Raw genomic sequence first — 14,145 nt, forward strand, 5'->3', positions numbered from 1 at the left:
GATTGCCTTTTGAACTTCCCTTGCGTTTACGCAGGTTGACAGCGTTTCCCCGGTCCCCCGACGATGTGCTCACTCTGTGGCGCATGCGACCAATGAGCCCAGTGTTTCTGCTTCGACCACTCACCCCACGATGGGATACGCATGTCCATAGCGAGACGTGTCATCGCACGGCGCCTGCTGGGGGCGGGCGCCGCGTCGCTCGCCCTCTGCGCGGCCACCGTCGCCTCCGCCTCCGGCGCCTGGGCCAACGGCACGCCCGGCGGCGACGGCTGGAAGTCCGGCGGCGCCTACCAGCCCGGTACCGGCGCCGGCACGGAGACCGCCACCGACCGCTGCCAGTTCTCGCTGGACGGCACGAACTTCTACGACTCGGTCAAGGTCGACGACCAGAACCTGAAGGTCACCGACGACGGCAAGGTCCATGTCACGGTCCGCGCCGCCGCCGACGCCACGACCTGCACCGCCTCGCTCGCCTCCTACCTCGCCCACGGGGCGACCTTCGCGACCTCCGGCGAGCAGGTCTTCGTCGACTTCGACACGGTCACGGTGAAGCCGGGCGCGACCGACACCCTCGACATCGCCGTCCCCGACGCGGGCTGCTTCGCGCAGATCGACCTGTACCGCGGTGCCGTGAAGTTCGACGGCAAGCCGGACGCGAACGACGGCTTCGAGCACGGCGACCTGCCCAAGGGTCCGGACCGCCCGGTCATCAAGGACAAGCTGATCGCGGCCTGGAACGGCGGCACGAAGGACTGCACGTCCGAGCCGCCGGCCACCGAGGAGCCGCCGACCACGCCGCCGGCCGAGCCCTCGGAGCCGGCGACCGACGAGCCCTCGACCCCGGCCGAGGAGACGACCCCGCCGGCCTCCGAGACCCCGTCGACCGAGACCCCGACTCCGCAGCCCTCCGAGTCGACGTCCGCCCCGGCGCCCTCCCCGAACGGCGGCGGCGACCTCGCCCAGACGGGCGGCAGCAGCGCGACCGGCCCGATCGCGATCGGCGCGGTCGTCCTGGTCGCGGGCGGCGCGGCGTTCGTCGTGGCGTCGAAGCGGCGCCGTACGGCACGTTCCTGAGCCGAGGCCGACGAAGGGGCCCGGGGTGCTGGTCACCCCGGGCCCCTGGTCGTGGTGCGCGGCATTCGGTCGGCGTGCGCGGCTGGGTCGTGTCCGGCCTAGGGCCGCTCCACCGTCGTCAGGTACAGCCTCACGAAGTGGTCCACGTCGACGTCCAACGCCACGTCCACCAGATGCTGTTCGCGCGGGCCGGCGTGGATCTCGGACTCGCCGGGACGGCGGCGGCGGTCGACGATCGTCTGGCCCCGGGTCGGGCCGGGGGCGAGGGAGACCTCGACGGGCAGCAGGCGGGTGGTGATGCCGGCCGGGTCCACGACCGCGCAGACCGCGCCCGCGTCGCCGATGCCGCCGGCCTCGGGGTCGGTGGTGACGTCCGGGGCGGCCGGGCGGTGCGCGAGGAGTTCGCCCGCGAGCCGGGTGCCGGGTTCCGTGCTCGCGCGCAGGCGCCGTACGTCCGCGCCGGGCACCACGACCCGCTGGAAGACGTCCAGGCCGTACATGGTGATCGGCACCCCCGCGGTGAGCAGGATCGCGGCGGCCTCCGGGTCGTGCCACACGTTGAACTCCGCGACCGGCGTGGCGTTTCCGCAGGCAACCGCGCCGCCCATGAAGACGATCCGCTCGATGTTGGCGGTCACCTCGGGGTGGGTGCGCAGCAGCAGGGCGATGTTGGTGAGGGGCGCCGTCGGGATCAGGGTGACCGGGCGCGGGGAGGCGAGGATCTCGCGCCGCAGCAGGGTCACCGCGTCCACGTCGACCGGGGCGCGCGTCGGGGCGGGCAGGCCGATGTCCCCCATGCCGTCGTCGCCGTGCACGTGCCGTGCCGCCCGCGGGGGCTCGATCAGCGGGCGTCCGGCGCCCCGGGCGACGGGTGTCCCGGGGGCGCCGGCCTGCTCCAGGACGGTCAGGGTGTTGCGCACGACGCCGTCCACGTCCGTGTTCCCGGCCACACAGGTCACCGCGCGCAGGTCGAGCCCCGGATGGCGTACGGCGAGGAGCAGGGCCAGCGCGTCGTCTACGCCGGTGTCGCAGTCGATGATCACCGGTATGGGCGGGCCGTCCTTCGGCACGGCGGAGCTCCCCTCTCACGGGTGCGGTGGCGGCTGTGCGTGAGCGACCTTACGGTGTGTTTCAGGTGGAGTGCGTCGCCGTATGGCGTCGCCGCACGGCTTCGTGCGCGCGGCGTCATGCGGCGTCGGGGTCCTCCCACAGCTCCCCACCTCGCGCCGCGACCCGGGCGGCGATCCTGGCGAGCAGTTCCCCGGCCGGCACCGCCCCGGGCCTGCGCCCGTCCCGCAGCCGTACGGCCACGAGATCGCCGTCCGCCGCCTCCCGCTCCCCGATGACCGCCTGGTACGGCACCAGGCGTGCCGCGCGGACACGGGCGCCCAGGGTGCCGTACTCGGGGCCGGCGACTTCCGCGCGCAGACCCATTCGGCGGGCCCGGCGAAGAATTTTCTCCGCGTGCCCGGCCTGCCCCTGCGCGACGGGGAGGATCAGCAGCTGCACGGGGGCCAGCCAGGCCGGGAAGGCGCCGCCGTGCTCCTCGATCAGGTGGGCGACGGCCCGCTCCACGCTGCCGATGACGCTGCGGTGGACCATGACGGGGCGGTGCCTCGCACCGTCGGGCCCGATGTAGTGCAGGTCGAAGCGTTCGGGCTGGTGGAAGTCGATCTGGACGGTGGACAGGGTCGCCTCGCGGCCCGCCGGGTCGGCGATCTGGACGTCGATCTTGGGGCCGTAGAACGCGGCCTCGCCCTCGACGGCCTCGTAGGCGATGCCGGAGCTGTCGAGAACCTCCCGCAGCAGGACGGTGGCCCGCCTCCACAGCTCGGGGTCGGCGACGTACTTGCCGCCCTCACCAGGGAGGGAGAGACGGTGGCGGACGGCCCGGATCCCCAGATCGGCGTAAGCGCGGCGGATGAGTTCCAGGGCGGCGGCGGCCTCGTCCACGGCCTGGTCGGGGGTGCAGAAGACATGGGCGTGAGCTGGATGGCTCTCACCCGGGTGAGGCCGCCGAGCACACCGGACAGCTCCGAGCGGTACATGCCGCCCAGCTCGGCCATCCGGAAGGGCAGTTCGCGATAGCTGTGGGAGCGGGAGCGGTAGATCAGGGCGTGGTGCGGGCACAGACTCGGCCGCAGCACGACCTGTTCGCCCCCGCCCAGTTCCATCGGCGGGAACATGTCGTCGCTGTAGTGGTCCCAGTGCCCGGAGATCTCGTACAGCTCGCGTTTGCCCAGCACGGGCGAGTACACGTGCCGATAGCCGGCCTCGCGCTCCGCCTCCCGGATGTACTCCTCCAGTACGTGCCTCAAGGCGGCGCCGTCGGGCAGCCAGTACGGCAGCCCGGCGCCCATCAGGGGGTCGGTGTCGAAGAGGCCGAGCTCGCGGCCGAGGCGGCGGTGGTCGTGCATGGCTGCTCCTCCGGATGAGGGACGGGCGCCCACGACAAAGCCCCGGGGCACTCGCCCCGGGGCTTGGAAATTCGCTCAGGTGTCAGCGCGCCGGGACGGGGTCCGGCGTCGTCGTGAGAGACGGGTTGGCGCGCTGCATGCCTGGACCGTAACAGGGGGTGGGCAGGGATGTCGCGGTGATTTGCTCCGGGCCGGACACCGCCAGGTGCCGAGCGCACTCGGCGCTCGGGCCGTGCGGAACCGCCGCCCGGGCCGGCCCCGCGTTGGCCGCCAGGATCAGCGTCGCCACGGCGACCAGCGCGGCCGCCACGCCTCGGGTGTAGCGCTCGGTGGTGCTGGTGCGTTCCTGCACGGCGACCTCGCAACAGCCAGGGGTTAACCAGGTTTAATACACGGTTTAACCTAGGGGCGGCCGGGCTCGAACGGCAAGGGGCACAGGGGTAGTTGGGGGAGTTGAGCGATGTCGGACCGCGATGATCCCGGGACCATCGGGCGAAGAGTTCAGCAGCTGCGGGCCGACCGGGGGCTGACGCAGCGGCAGTTGGCGGAACCGGCGTACACCCCCGCGTACATCTCCACGCTGGAGGCGGGCCGGGTCCGTGCCTCCGACGAGGCGCTCAGGCACATCGCCGAGCGGCTGGGCGTCGCCTTCGAGGAGCTGGCCACCGGGCGGCCCGCGCATCTCGTCACGGATCTGCGGCTGCGGCTGACCGAGGCCCAGCGGGTCCTGGCGACCGGCGACGCCGAGGCCGCCGGAGAGCAGTACGCCGCGCTGCTCGCGGAGGCACAGGCGCACGGGTTCCCCGAGGAGCGGGCCGCGGCCCTGCTCGGGCTCGGCGAGTGCGGGATCGACGCGGGTGAACTCGACTCCGCCCGGCGCAACTTCGAGCAGGCCGAGCAGGTGCTCACGGAGGCCGGCGCGCCGCTGACCGCCCGGGTCCCGGCCCTGCGCGGCCGGGCCGTGTCCCACTATCTCGCCGGAGAGCTGCGGTACGCCGTCTACCTCCTCGAATCCACCCTCGACGAGCTGAACCGCGGCGGGCTGCACGACCCCGACGCCCTCCTGCTGCTCTACGCCAGCGTCATCGGCCCCTACATGGACATGGGCGCCCACGCCCGCGCCGCCCAGGCCGCCGAGTTCGCCCTCGCGCTCGCCCCGCAGGCCGGCGACCCGGCGCTGGTCGCGCGGATGCACCGGTCCGTCGCACGCACCCTGATCGCCGAGGGCCGGGTCGCCGAGGCCGACGCCTCGCTCGCCAAGGCCGCCGAGCTGTACCGGCGGCTCCAGATCCGTACCGAACTCGCCAACTGCCACTGGATGCGCGGCTACGTCTACGCCCAGAACGGCGACCTGGAGCGTGCCGAGGCCGAGCTGCGCGAGGCACAGGCCATGCTCACCGCGGGGCGCGCCGCGCTGTACACCAGCCAGGTCGCCGTCGAACTCGCCGACGTACTGCACCGGCGCGGCAAGTCGCAGGAGGCCTCCGACCTGCTCCGCGGGGTGCTCAGCGACCTCAGCCCCGAGCGCGGCGCCCTGCACTCCGCCGCCGCGCACCGCCTCCTCGGCATCATCGCCGAGGACGCCCGCGACACCGAGACCGCCGAGGAGCACTACGTCCGCGCCCTGAGCCTGCTGGAGCGCGCGGGCGCGGCCGGTGACCTGGCCGACCTGTGCCGCCTCCTCGGCGACCTGCTGCGCCGTACCGGCCGGGTGGAGGCCGCGCTGGACGCGTACCGCACGGGCCTGGGCCACCGCACGGCTCCCGGCACCACCACCCTCGGTCCGGCGCCCGCACAGCCCCCTCTGTGAGGAACCCAAGGCGGTCCACAGCTCCCACCGGTTAGCCTTCGCCGAGGAATCGGACAGGTGGGGACGGGCACGGTGGACAACCAGCGGACCGCGGTCGACGGGCTGCGGCTCGTCGTACGCGCGCTCGTGTACGCCGTGCTCGGCGGTGCCGCCCTCCTCACCATCGCCACCGTCGCCTCGGTCCTGGGCCCGATGCTGGCGCTCGACCTCTACACCCCGCCCGTCGCCGCGTGGTGGACCGTGTTCACGGCCATCGCGGTGCAGGGCGTGCCGTTCCTGCTGCTCGGCACCGTCGTGTCGGCGGCGATCGGGGCCTTCGTGCCGGAGCGGGTCTTCAGCCGCCTGCTGCCGCGCAACCAGGCCCTCGCGGTGCCCGTGGCGGGGGCCGCAGGGGTCGTCCTGCCGGGGTGCGAGTGCGCGTCCGTGCCGGTGGCCGGGAGCCTGATGCGGCGCGGGGTGGCCCCGGCCGCCGCGCTCGCCTTCCTCCTGTCCGCACCGGCCATCAACCCGGTCGTCCTGGTGGCCACGTCCGTCGCCTTCCCCGGGCAGCCGGAGATGGTCCTCGGCCGGCTGGTCGCCTCGCTGGCGACGGCCGTGGTGATGGGCTGGCTGTGGGCCCGGTTCGGCCGCGCGGAGTGGCTGCGGATGCCGGGGCGGCACACCGGACCTTCCGCCTTCGGCCCGCGTGCCTTCACCGCCGGGCTGCAGCACGACTTCCTGCACGCGGGCGGCTTCCTCGTGCTCGGCGCGGCGGCCGCGGCGACCTTCAACATCGCCGTGCCCCGCTCGGTGCTCGACCTGTTCACCGGCTCGCCCTGGCTGTCGGTGCTGCTCCTGGCGCTGCTCGCGGTGGTGCTGTGCGTGTGCAGCGAGGCGGACGCCTTCGTCGCCGCCTCGCTGAGCGGCTTCTCGCCGACGGCCCGGCTGGCGTTCTTGGTGGTCGGCCCGATGGTGGACCTGAAGCTGATCGCCCTCCAGGCGGGCACCTTCGGGCGGTCCTTCGCCGTGCGGTTCTCGTCCGCGACCTGGGTGGTGGCCGTGGTGAGCAGCGTGCTGGTGGGGTGGTGGCTGCTGTGAGGCGGTACGGACCGGCGGTTCTGCTGCTCCTGACGGGCGCGGCGGTCCTGCGGATCTCGCTGTTCAGCGAGCTGTATCTGCGGTACGTGCAGGCGGGACTACGGCCATACCTGGTGGTGTCCGGGTTCCTGCTGGTGCTGCTGGCGGTGGCCGCGGCGCTTGTCGGGCGACCGGAACAGGACCCGCACGCCGAGCAGGGCGAGCACGCAGAGCACGGCGAACACTCCGGCCGCGATCAGCAACGCGAGCACGGTGAGCACGACGAGTACGGCGACGATTCCCACACCCACGATCAGCACGGCGGTCACCATAGCCCCCGCGTCGCCTGGCTCCTCACCCTCCCCGCCCTCGCCCTCCTCCTCTTCCCGCCCCCGGCCCTCGGCTCCTACAGCGCCGAGCGCGAGGCGGCGCAACGCGCGGCGCAGGGCATCGGGCACTTTCCCGCGCTGCCGGCCGGGAACCCGGTGGAGCTGACGCTCGCCGAGTTCAGCTCGCGGGCGGTCTACGACAGCGGGCGGTCGCTGTCGGGCCGCAGCGTCCGGCTGACCGGCTTCGTCACCCGGGACGACGACGGCACCTGGTACGTCACCCGCCTCCTCATCGCCTGCTGCGCCGCCGACGCCGCCACCGGCAAGGTCGAAGTCCGCGGCGCGGACGCCCCGCCCGTCGACACCTGGGTCACCGTCACGGGAGGCTGGCACCCCGAGGGGAAGCCCGGCACGGACGGATCCTGGCCGCCCGTACTGGACGCCGGGTCGGTGCGGCGGATCGCGCAGCCGGCGAATCCGTACGAGAAGCTCTAGGCCGAGTCCGCAAAGTCGCGTCGTCCGCCCGGCGCAGGCGGGACTTCGCGGACACGGCCCAGCGGCTCCGCAGCCACCCTGACGAGCGGGTTTCGCCGGGCGGGCCATGGGTAGTCGGGCGTCGTTCGGGGCGGGTTGTGAGTGGCCACCGGGCCCCGGACCAGGCCGGTCACGCCCAGGACGAGGAGGATTGAGGAGGCTGCCGTGCAGCCCAGAGACGATCATCTCGGTGAGCCCGGACGGGAACGGGCGGGTGCCGCCGACGCACTCGCCGAAGGCGTCCGCGGTGCCGCGCCCGGCGAGATCCCGGCGCGGCTGTGCGAGGTCGCCGTGGAGTTGCTGCCGGTGTCCGGCGCGAGCGTGTCGCTGCACAGCGAGGGCCTGCCCGTCCAGCTCGGCGCGAGCAGCGCGCAGGCCGCCTTCGTGACCGAGATCCAGGCCACGTTGGGCGACGGTCCCTGCCAGTCGGCCGCGGAGAGCGGCACCCCGGTTTTCGCCCGCGACCTGACGGGCGGGCAGGACGTCCTGCGCTGGCCGGTCTTCGCCCAGGAGGCGACGGCCGCCGGGGTACGCGCGGTGTACTCGGTGCCGCTCGGCAGCGAGGCGGTGTGCGTGGGCACCCTCGATCTGTACCGCGACCGGCCCGGCGACCTCACCGACCGGGACCTGCGCACGGCCCGGCTGGTGGCCGGGCTGATGACCGTCGCCCTGATGGAGCTGCCGCACGCGGAGGAGACGGGCGACCCCGGCGACGAGGGGTGGCTGAACGGTCTGGCCTCCGACCACGACCAGGTGTACCAGGCCACCGGCATGATCATGGCCCAGCTGGGCGTCGGCACGGACGAGGCGCTGGCCCGGCTGCGGGCGCACGCGTTCGCGCAGGGGCGTACCGCGCTCGACGTGGCCGGGGACGTGGTGGCCCACCGGCTGCGCTTCGACCAGGAGCATGACACCCGCCCGTAGGATCGTCGCCCATGGATTCCATAGGTCTCTTCCTCGCCCTGGTCGCGCTCGTCGTCGTCTTCACCATCGACAGCCGGGTCTCCCGCACGGCCCGGCGCGTCGCCCGGGTCGAGCGCAAACTCGACCTGATCATCGACCACTTGGGGCTGCGGGTGGACGACCCCCGGATGGCGGAGGTCGTCGCGCTGCTGCGGGACGACAAGAAGATCCAGGCCATCAAGGTCTACCGCGAGATCACCGGGGCGGACCTGAAGGAGGCCAAGGACGCCGTCGAGGCCATGGCCGCGGGGGCATGACCGGAGGGGCCTGACCGGCCCGTCGGTCACACCGACTGGCGGCCCTGCTTCCTGACCTCTTCCAGGCGGTGCGCGCCCAGTTCGACGGCCGTCCAGGTGGCCTCGGCCGGTACCTCGCCGAGTCCGCCGTTGGTGACGGTGATCGTGTCGTCGCCGACGCGGACGGCGGCGACGTCGAGGGTGAGGGTGGGCGCGTCGCCGTACTCGGAGAGGCCGGTGAGGACGATCCGCAGGCCCTGCCGGGCGTCCCCGACCTCGGGCAGTTCGCTCTCCGTGACCTCCACGGCCATCCGCCCGCCGCGCGCGGTCGCGGTGAACCGGCCGCACCCGTCCGGCATGGCACCGAGCCACGCCAGCCTCCGGTCCACCTCCTCGGGCCGGTGGGCCACGATCTGGTAGCGCAGCTGGGCCCCGTCCCACTCGTCGTCCAGCCCGATCGACGCGCGGGTGCTCGCGTCCGGCCCGAACAGGTCCTCCTCGTAGAGGGCGTCGAGCAGCCGGCGGCACTCGGGCGACTTGGCGCTCGCCTTGAGCATGGTCTCCCGCCAGGTGGCGAACCCCTCGGTGGGCACCCAGGGTTCACCGAGGTCGGCCTCGGTGATCAGGGCGGCGTGCGCCTGGACCTCGGTCAGCGTCGGGGCGGCCGCGGGCGAACGCGGCCCGGTGGCGGTGCCGGGGGAGACCGGGGCGCGCCCGGCGCGGACCGCGCCGTCCGGCCCGACGACGGAGCAGGCGGGCGCGCTCAGCAGGGCACCTGCCGAGAGCGCCGCGACGATGACGGCACGGGCCGGGGAAAGGGGCATCGCGGGCCTCCTGCGCTGCTGTCGGGGACGCGGTCAAGATCGGCACGTCCTCCTAAGGCACCACCCCGTCAGCACCTCCACCAGCGCGCCGGGCCGGACGGGTGACGGCCGATCAGGTCGGCGCGTTCCGGGTCCCGGCCCGGCGTGTCCCACGGCCACGCGTTCTCACCCGTCTCTTACGGCCCCTTTGACCGGGCTGTCAGTGCCATGACCTACCCTTCGATCACTTACGGCGAGACGCGTGCCCCCTTTCCTGCCGCGTCCGCCCCTCTCTCTTTTTCGTTCCGGGGGGTTCGAAAAACCGTGCGCAGACGCACTCTCCCGGCCGCGACGGCACTCGCGGTCCTCTTCGGCTCGGTCGCCCTGGTCGCGACCGGCGCCGGGTCGGCGGCCGCCGACTCCAGCACCACCCTGCCCCTGAAGTCGACCGGCGACGTCGTCGTCGACGGGGCCCACCAGCGGGTCTTCATCAGCGACCCGACCGCCGGCCAGGTCGTCGTCACGGACTACGCCGGCGCCGTCGTCGGCACCGTCGGCTCGCTGCCCGGTGTCCGCGGCCTGGAGCTCTCCCCCGACTCGGGCACCGTCTACGCGGCGGTGGGCGACGCCGACGCGATCGTGGCCATCGACACCGTGACCGCGACCGAGGCCCACCGCTGGTCCACGGGCATGGCCGCACCCAAGTACGTGGCCCTCACCGGCGGCAAGCTCTGGTTCAGCTACGGCTCCGGCGGCGACGGCAACATCGGCTCGCTCGACCTGAGCGGCACCGACCCGGTCCTCGCCCTCGGCCAGGACACCGGCCGCACCTTCTACGACGCCCCGATCCTGGACGCCTCCGCGGGCGCGCCGGGCACCCTGGTCGCGGGCGCGCCGGGTCAGAGCCCGGTCGTCCTCGCCGTGTACGACGTCTCGGCGGGCACCGCGAGCCGCACCGCGTACGCCTTCGACCCGGGGAACACCGGCGGCGGCAACCTCGCCGACCTCGCGGTCACGCCCGACGGCAAGGATGTCGTCACCGCCAGCGGCGCCCCGTACTACCAGGCGGTCTACAAGCTGTCCGACCTGTCGGCGGACGGCAAGTACGTCACCAACACCTACCCGAACGCGGTGGACATCGCCCCGAACGGCGACGTCGCGGCGGGCACCAGCTCCTGGTACGACCCGGACGTGCACGTCTTCAAGCAGGGCGTGTCGACCCCGCTGAAGCAGTACGACTTCCCCAACACCGGCAGCAGCAGCGGCTCGGACACCCTCGCCGCACGCGGCCTGGCGTGGGCGCCGGACGAGAGCAAGCTGTTCGCGGTGTCGGTGAACAACAGCGACGCGTACTCGCTGCGCGTCTTCGACGCCCCGACCAAGACCCCTGTCACCCTCACGGCGAACGTCCCCGCGACAGCGCCCCGCGCCAAGCCCCTCACCCTCACCGGCACGCTGACCTCCCCGGCCGCGTTCCCGGCCGGCACCAAGGTCTCCGTCACCCGGACCGACGACGAGTCCCCCGCGGGCAGGACGCTGGGCACGGCGACGGTCGCGGCCGACGGCTCGTACTCCTTCGCGGACACCCCGCAGGCCGGCGGCAAGGTGACGTACACCGTCACGTACGCCGGCGACGCGGACCACGCGGGCGCCACCGCGACCGGTTCGGTGACGGTCGCCAAGTCCGCGACCACGCTGACGCTGAACAACAACCTCAAGGTGTACGGCTACAACAGCAGCGTCACCTTCACCGCGCACCTGGGCACCACCTACAAGAACCGCACGGTGGAGATCTGGGCCGACCCCTACGGCTCCGACAAGCCCAACGCCCTGGTCAAGAAGGGCACGGTCGACTCGAACGGCAATCTGACGGCGACGGTCCGCCTGACCCGGGACGCCAAGATCAGCGCCAAGTTCACCGGTGACACGCGGTACGCGGCGAAGACGACGACCAACACCGTCTACACCAAGGTGAGCGTCTCGTCCTCGCTGAACGGCGCCTACAAGACGGCCACCGCCTGGAACGAGAAGTACTACTACTTCCGCCAGTCCAAGGACCCGGTCTACAACACGGCGATGACGATGTACTCGGGCCGCAAGTACCAGTTCCAGATCCAGCAGTTCTACAGCGGTGCCTGGCACACGACCGCCTCGGAGTACTTCGGTCTCGACCAGTACGGCAAGGACTCCGTCCTGCTCGACGACAACCCGCCGACGGGCGTCCGCTTCCGGATCCGCTCGTCCTACATCGACACGGCGTCGGGCGACAATGTCAACGCGACGACGTACGGGGCGTGGAAGTACTTCACGTTCACCCGCTGACCTGCAACTCCCGCAGTCTGCGGTGCACGTTCTCCAGGGCGCCCCTGCGGCGCCCCGGAACCCTGCTCCGCAACTCCGCGAGAGCGGAGCCCAGTTCGCGCGCCGGCTCCGCGTCGCGGATCTGACCCCACTGGTGGTGGGCGCGGTCGACCGCGTCCTCCACCGCCGGGCTGTCCGGGGCCTGCCCCGCGCCGAGCCGGGCCGAGGCGACCGTCAGCCAGGTCCGGCAGCTGCGCACCGGGTCCCCGGCCAGCATCGCGAGGTCGGCCCGCACCTCGCTCCAGTGCAGCGCCTCGGACGAGGCGGGCCCGTGCGCCCGCATGGCACCGTGCTCCTCCCGCGCGGCCAGCGCGTCCGCGTCGTCGTGCTGCCCGGCCTGCACGGCGGCGGTGATCGCGGCGTGCGGCTCGACGGGGGCGGGCTTCTGGGCGGGGCGGGGCGGCGGGCTCGCCACGGGGGTCAGCACGAGGGTCGGCGGGGCGCTGGGCAGGCAGCCCGGGTCGGGGCTCGGCACCGGGGCCCGCCCGGGACCGGGGCGGTGGCTCGGCATCGGGGCCGGCGCGGGACCGGGGCGGTCGCTCGGCACCGGGGCCGGCACCGGACCGGGGCGGTCGCTCGGCACCGGGGCCCGCCCGGGACCGGGGCGGTGGCCGGGCACGATCGCCTGCGCGGGCGCCTGCGCCGTCAGCACGATGTCCGTGCCCACGCCGCTCTCCGGTGAGATACGGGCCAGCGCCTGCTGATGGAGCTGGTCCAGGGGCGGGCGGTGACCGCTGCGCAGCAGGGTCGCCACCGCCTTCATGTACGCCGGGCCCGCCACCGCACGGCGGTTCGGCGGCGGGGCGATGCGGCCGTACACCGCACTGCCGCGGCCCGAGTCGAGAGGGTGGGCGAGCAGCCACTCCCAGCTCTCCGCGTCGGCGTGCAGATCGACGACGAGGGAGGTCGAGTCCGGGGTGCGCAGGCGCAGTTCCTCCCGGAACCAGTGCCAGGGGAAGCCGGTGTATCGGACGCTCGCCGGCGTCGAGCGGGCCAGCGCGAGATGGGGCAGGTGCTGGCGGCGGTCCAGCTGGAGCTGGCCGGTGACGAAGACCGTGAGCGGTCCCGGGGCGGCCGCGGCGGCGCGCAGCCGGGTCAGGACGGCCTGCGGCTCCAGGGGGTCGGCGAGTTCGACGACGTTCGCGGTGTCGGTGCCCGCGAGCACCGGGGGCGGCACGGCGGCGAGGACGGGAAGCACGGAGGCGGCGTCCACCAGACAGCCCTTGCCCGCCGGTGAGGCGGCGAGCAGCAGCACGGTTCCGGGCATCGGTCCCTCCCCATCCCCCGTCGATCACGTACGGCAGCACCGTAACCGCTGCGGGTGCAAAGGGGGGATCTCAGGCCTGCAAACGTCCGCTTCTATCCCCATTCCCCACATCTCCGCCCGGGCCGCCCGGTCCGGGTCCGGGCGTGCGCCGTACCGCGAACACCGTGGTGTCGTCGGCGAGATGCCCTCCGCTGTGCCGCAGCGTGCGCTCCCGTACGAAGGCGACCAGCCGGCGGGGCCGGGCGAGGCCCGGGTCGGCGGCGAGGGCCGCGGCGACGTCGGCGGCCAGCGGATAGAAGTCGCCGGCGCCGTCCCGGGCCTCGGTCACTCCGTCCGTGGTCAGCAGCAGGGTCTCGCCGGGACGCAGCGGCGCCCTCAGCACCGGCGCCGGCCCGTCCTCGGGGTCGAGTTCGCCCATGCCGAGCGGGAGACCGTGGGCGGGCGGCAGCGGCCGTACGCCGTGGGGGCCGACGACGAGCGGGGGGTCGTGGCCGAGCACCACGGCGTCCACGACGTCCGGGTCCGTCTCGGGGAAGCCGAGCAGGACGGCGGTGGCGAACCGGTCGCCGTCCTCCCGGCCGAGGGCCACGCGCATGAGGCTGTGCCGCTGCAGACGCTCCTCCATGCGGGACGCGACCGTCTCCAGGTCCGGCTCGTGGTACCCCGCCTCGCGGAACGTGCCGAGCAGCGCGGCCGCCGCCTCCACCGCGCCCAGCCCCTTGCCCTGGACGTCGCCGAGGACGACGCGGGTGCCGTGCAGGCCGATCTGGATGTCGTAGAAGTCGCCGCCGACCCTGGCCTCGCTGTCGGCGGCGAGATAGACGGCCGCGTGCTCCAGGCCGCCCCAGCCCGGCGGCAGCGGGCGCAGCACGGTACGGCGGATGGTGGCGGCGACGTCCTGGATGTGCACCATGCGCCGCTCGCCGCGCACCCGGACCACACAGGCCGCGGTGGCGAGGACACCGCCGATGCCGGCCAGGACGAGGTCGGGCATTCCCGCCTGGTACTCGTGCGGCAGGACTGCGTCCGCGGCGACGTAGGTGGTGGGCGCGAGCACCGCGTACACGGCCGTCCACCACACCCCGCAGATCGCGGCGGCGATACCGGGCACCAGCACCATCCAGGACAGGATCCGGAAGTCGCTGCTGGTGCGGAAGTCGACGGCCACGATCGCGACGAGCAGCAGCAGGGGCGCCAGCCAGGCGACGCTGCGGCCCCGCACGCTCAGCAGCTCCTGCCGGCGCGCATCGCCCTTGAGGCCGGTTGCACCGTCGCTGACGGCCCTCATGCGCCTC

Annotated in this window: 12 protein-coding genes and 1 pseudogene; 7 read left to right on the forward strand and 6 right to left on the reverse strand. The window is 73.6% G+C overall.

Annotation, left to right across the window (positions count from 1 at the left end):
- Positions 1-141 precede the first annotated feature (141 nt).
- Entirely contained in the window at positions 142-1,074 is a 933-nt protein-coding gene (locus tag ACIRD7_RS29555; RefSeq protein ID WP_403458384.1) for an LAETG motif-containing sortase-dependent surface protein, read from the forward strand.
- 98 nt (positions 1,075-1,172) lie between these two features.
- On the opposite strand, the gene ACIRD7_RS29560 is transcribed toward ACIRD7_RS29555, so the two are convergent.
- From ACIRD7_RS29560 to ACIRD7_RS29570, 3 genes and pseudogenes are all read right to left on the reverse strand, one after another.
- The gene (locus ACIRD7_RS29560; protein ID WP_403458385.1) at positions 1,173-2,144 is read right to left on the reverse strand and encodes a nucleoside hydrolase; all 972 of its coding nucleotides are present in this window, start codon (positions 2,142-2,144) and stop codon (positions 1,173-1,175) included.
- A gap of 115 nt (positions 2,145-2,259) precedes the next feature.
- Positions 2,260-3,491 (reverse strand): annotated as a pseudogene (gene thrS, locus ACIRD7_RS29565) (threonine--tRNA ligase).
- 82 nt (positions 3,492-3,573) lie between these two features.
- A complete protein-coding gene (locus ACIRD7_RS29570) occupies positions 3,574-3,843 on the reverse strand; it encodes a hypothetical protein (RefSeq protein WP_403458891.1) in 270 nt (89 codons plus the stop codon).
- A gap of 108 nt (positions 3,844-3,951) precedes the next feature.
- Here ACIRD7_RS29570 and ACIRD7_RS29575 point away from each other — a divergent pair, with 108 nt between their 5' ends.
- The 5 genes from ACIRD7_RS29575 (at position 3,952) to ACIRD7_RS29595 (ending at position 8,440) form a co-directional block, all read left to right on the forward strand.
- Positions 3,952-5,301, forward strand: coding sequence for a tetratricopeptide repeat protein (locus ACIRD7_RS29575; protein WP_403458387.1), 1,350 nt, complete (start codon positions 3,952-3,954; stop codon positions 5,299-5,301).
- A 57-nt stretch (positions 5,302-5,358) separates the two neighbouring features.
- Positions 5,359-6,378: a permease gene (locus ACIRD7_RS29580; protein WP_403458388.1), complete on the forward strand. Its 1,020-nt coding sequence runs from the start codon at positions 5,359-5,361 to the stop codon at positions 6,376-6,378.
- Positions 6,375-7,181: a TIGR03943 family putative permease subunit gene (locus tag ACIRD7_RS29585; RefSeq protein ID WP_403458856.1), complete on the forward strand. Its 807-nt coding sequence runs from the start codon at positions 6,375-6,377 to the stop codon at positions 7,179-7,181. Before ACIRD7_RS29580 ends, ACIRD7_RS29585 begins: the two co-directional genes overlap by 4 nt.
- Positions 7,182-7,385: 204 nt before the next feature.
- Complete coding sequence (locus ACIRD7_RS29590) at positions 7,386-8,144, forward strand: GAF and ANTAR domain-containing protein (protein WP_403458389.1); 759 nt, start codon at positions 7,386-7,388, stop codon at positions 8,142-8,144.
- 11 nt (positions 8,145-8,155) lie between these two features.
- Positions 8,156-8,440 (forward strand): ribosomal protein L7/L12, encoded by a 285-nt coding sequence (locus ACIRD7_RS29595; protein ID WP_403458390.1) that lies wholly within the window; start codon positions 8,156-8,158, stop codon positions 8,438-8,440.
- Between the two features lie 26 nt (positions 8,441-8,466).
- On the opposite strand, the gene ACIRD7_RS29600 is transcribed toward ACIRD7_RS29595, so the two are convergent.
- Entirely contained in the window at positions 8,467-9,243 is a 777-nt protein-coding gene (locus tag ACIRD7_RS29600; RefSeq protein WP_403458391.1) for a hypothetical protein, read from the reverse strand.
- 303 nt (positions 9,244-9,546) lie between these two features.
- On the opposite strand from ACIRD7_RS29600, the gene ACIRD7_RS29605 reads away from it, so the two are divergent.
- Positions 9,547-11,544: an Ig-like domain repeat protein gene (locus ACIRD7_RS29605; protein WP_403458392.1), complete on the forward strand. Its 1,998-nt coding sequence runs from the start codon at positions 9,547-9,549 to the stop codon at positions 11,542-11,544.
- Here the strand turns inward: ACIRD7_RS29605 and ACIRD7_RS29610 are convergent.
- Positions 11,534-12,850, reverse strand: a complete 1,317-nt coding sequence (locus tag ACIRD7_RS29610) for a hypothetical protein (RefSeq protein ID WP_403458393.1) — start codon at positions 12,848-12,850, stop codon at positions 11,534-11,536. The two genes, ACIRD7_RS29605 and ACIRD7_RS29610, sit on opposite strands and share 11 nt — an antisense overlap.
- Before the next feature lie 70 nt (positions 12,851-12,920).
- Positions 12,921-14,138 carry a PP2C family protein-serine/threonine phosphatase gene (locus ACIRD7_RS29615; RefSeq protein ID WP_403458394.1) on the reverse strand — a complete coding sequence of 406 codons (1,218 nt, stop codon included), beginning with the start codon at positions 14,136-14,138 and terminating at the stop codon, positions 12,921-12,923.
- Positions 14,139-14,145 lie beyond the last annotated feature (7 nt).

The organism is Streptomyces sp. NPDC093568, from assembly GCF_044764945.1.
GTDB lineage: Bacteria > Actinomycetota > Actinomycetes > Streptomycetales > Streptomycetaceae > Streptomyces.

Coding starts and splice junctions, on each gene's coding strand:
- ACIRD7_RS29615 (WP_403458394.1), bottom strand. CDS start 14,138: ATGAGGGCCGTCAGCGACGGTGCAACCGGCCTCAAGGGCGATGCGCGC.
- ACIRD7_RS29600 (WP_403458391.1), bottom strand. CDS start 9,243: ATGCCCCTTTCCCCGGCCCGTGCCGTCATCGTCGCGGCGCTCTCGGCA.
- ACIRD7_RS29610 (WP_403458393.1), bottom strand. CDS start 12,850: ATGCCCGGAACCGTGCTGCTGCTCGCCGCCTCACCGGCGGGCAAGGGC.
- ACIRD7_RS29555 (WP_403458384.1), top strand. CDS start 142: ATGTCCATAGCGAGACGTGTCATCGCACGGCGCCTGCTGGGGGCGGGC.
- ACIRD7_RS29575 (WP_403458387.1), top strand. CDS start 3,952: ATGTCGGACCGCGATGATCCCGGGACCATCGGGCGAAGAGTTCAGCAG.
- ACIRD7_RS29595 (WP_403458390.1), top strand. CDS start 8,156: ATGGATTCCATAGGTCTCTTCCTCGCCCTGGTCGCGCTCGTCGTCGTC.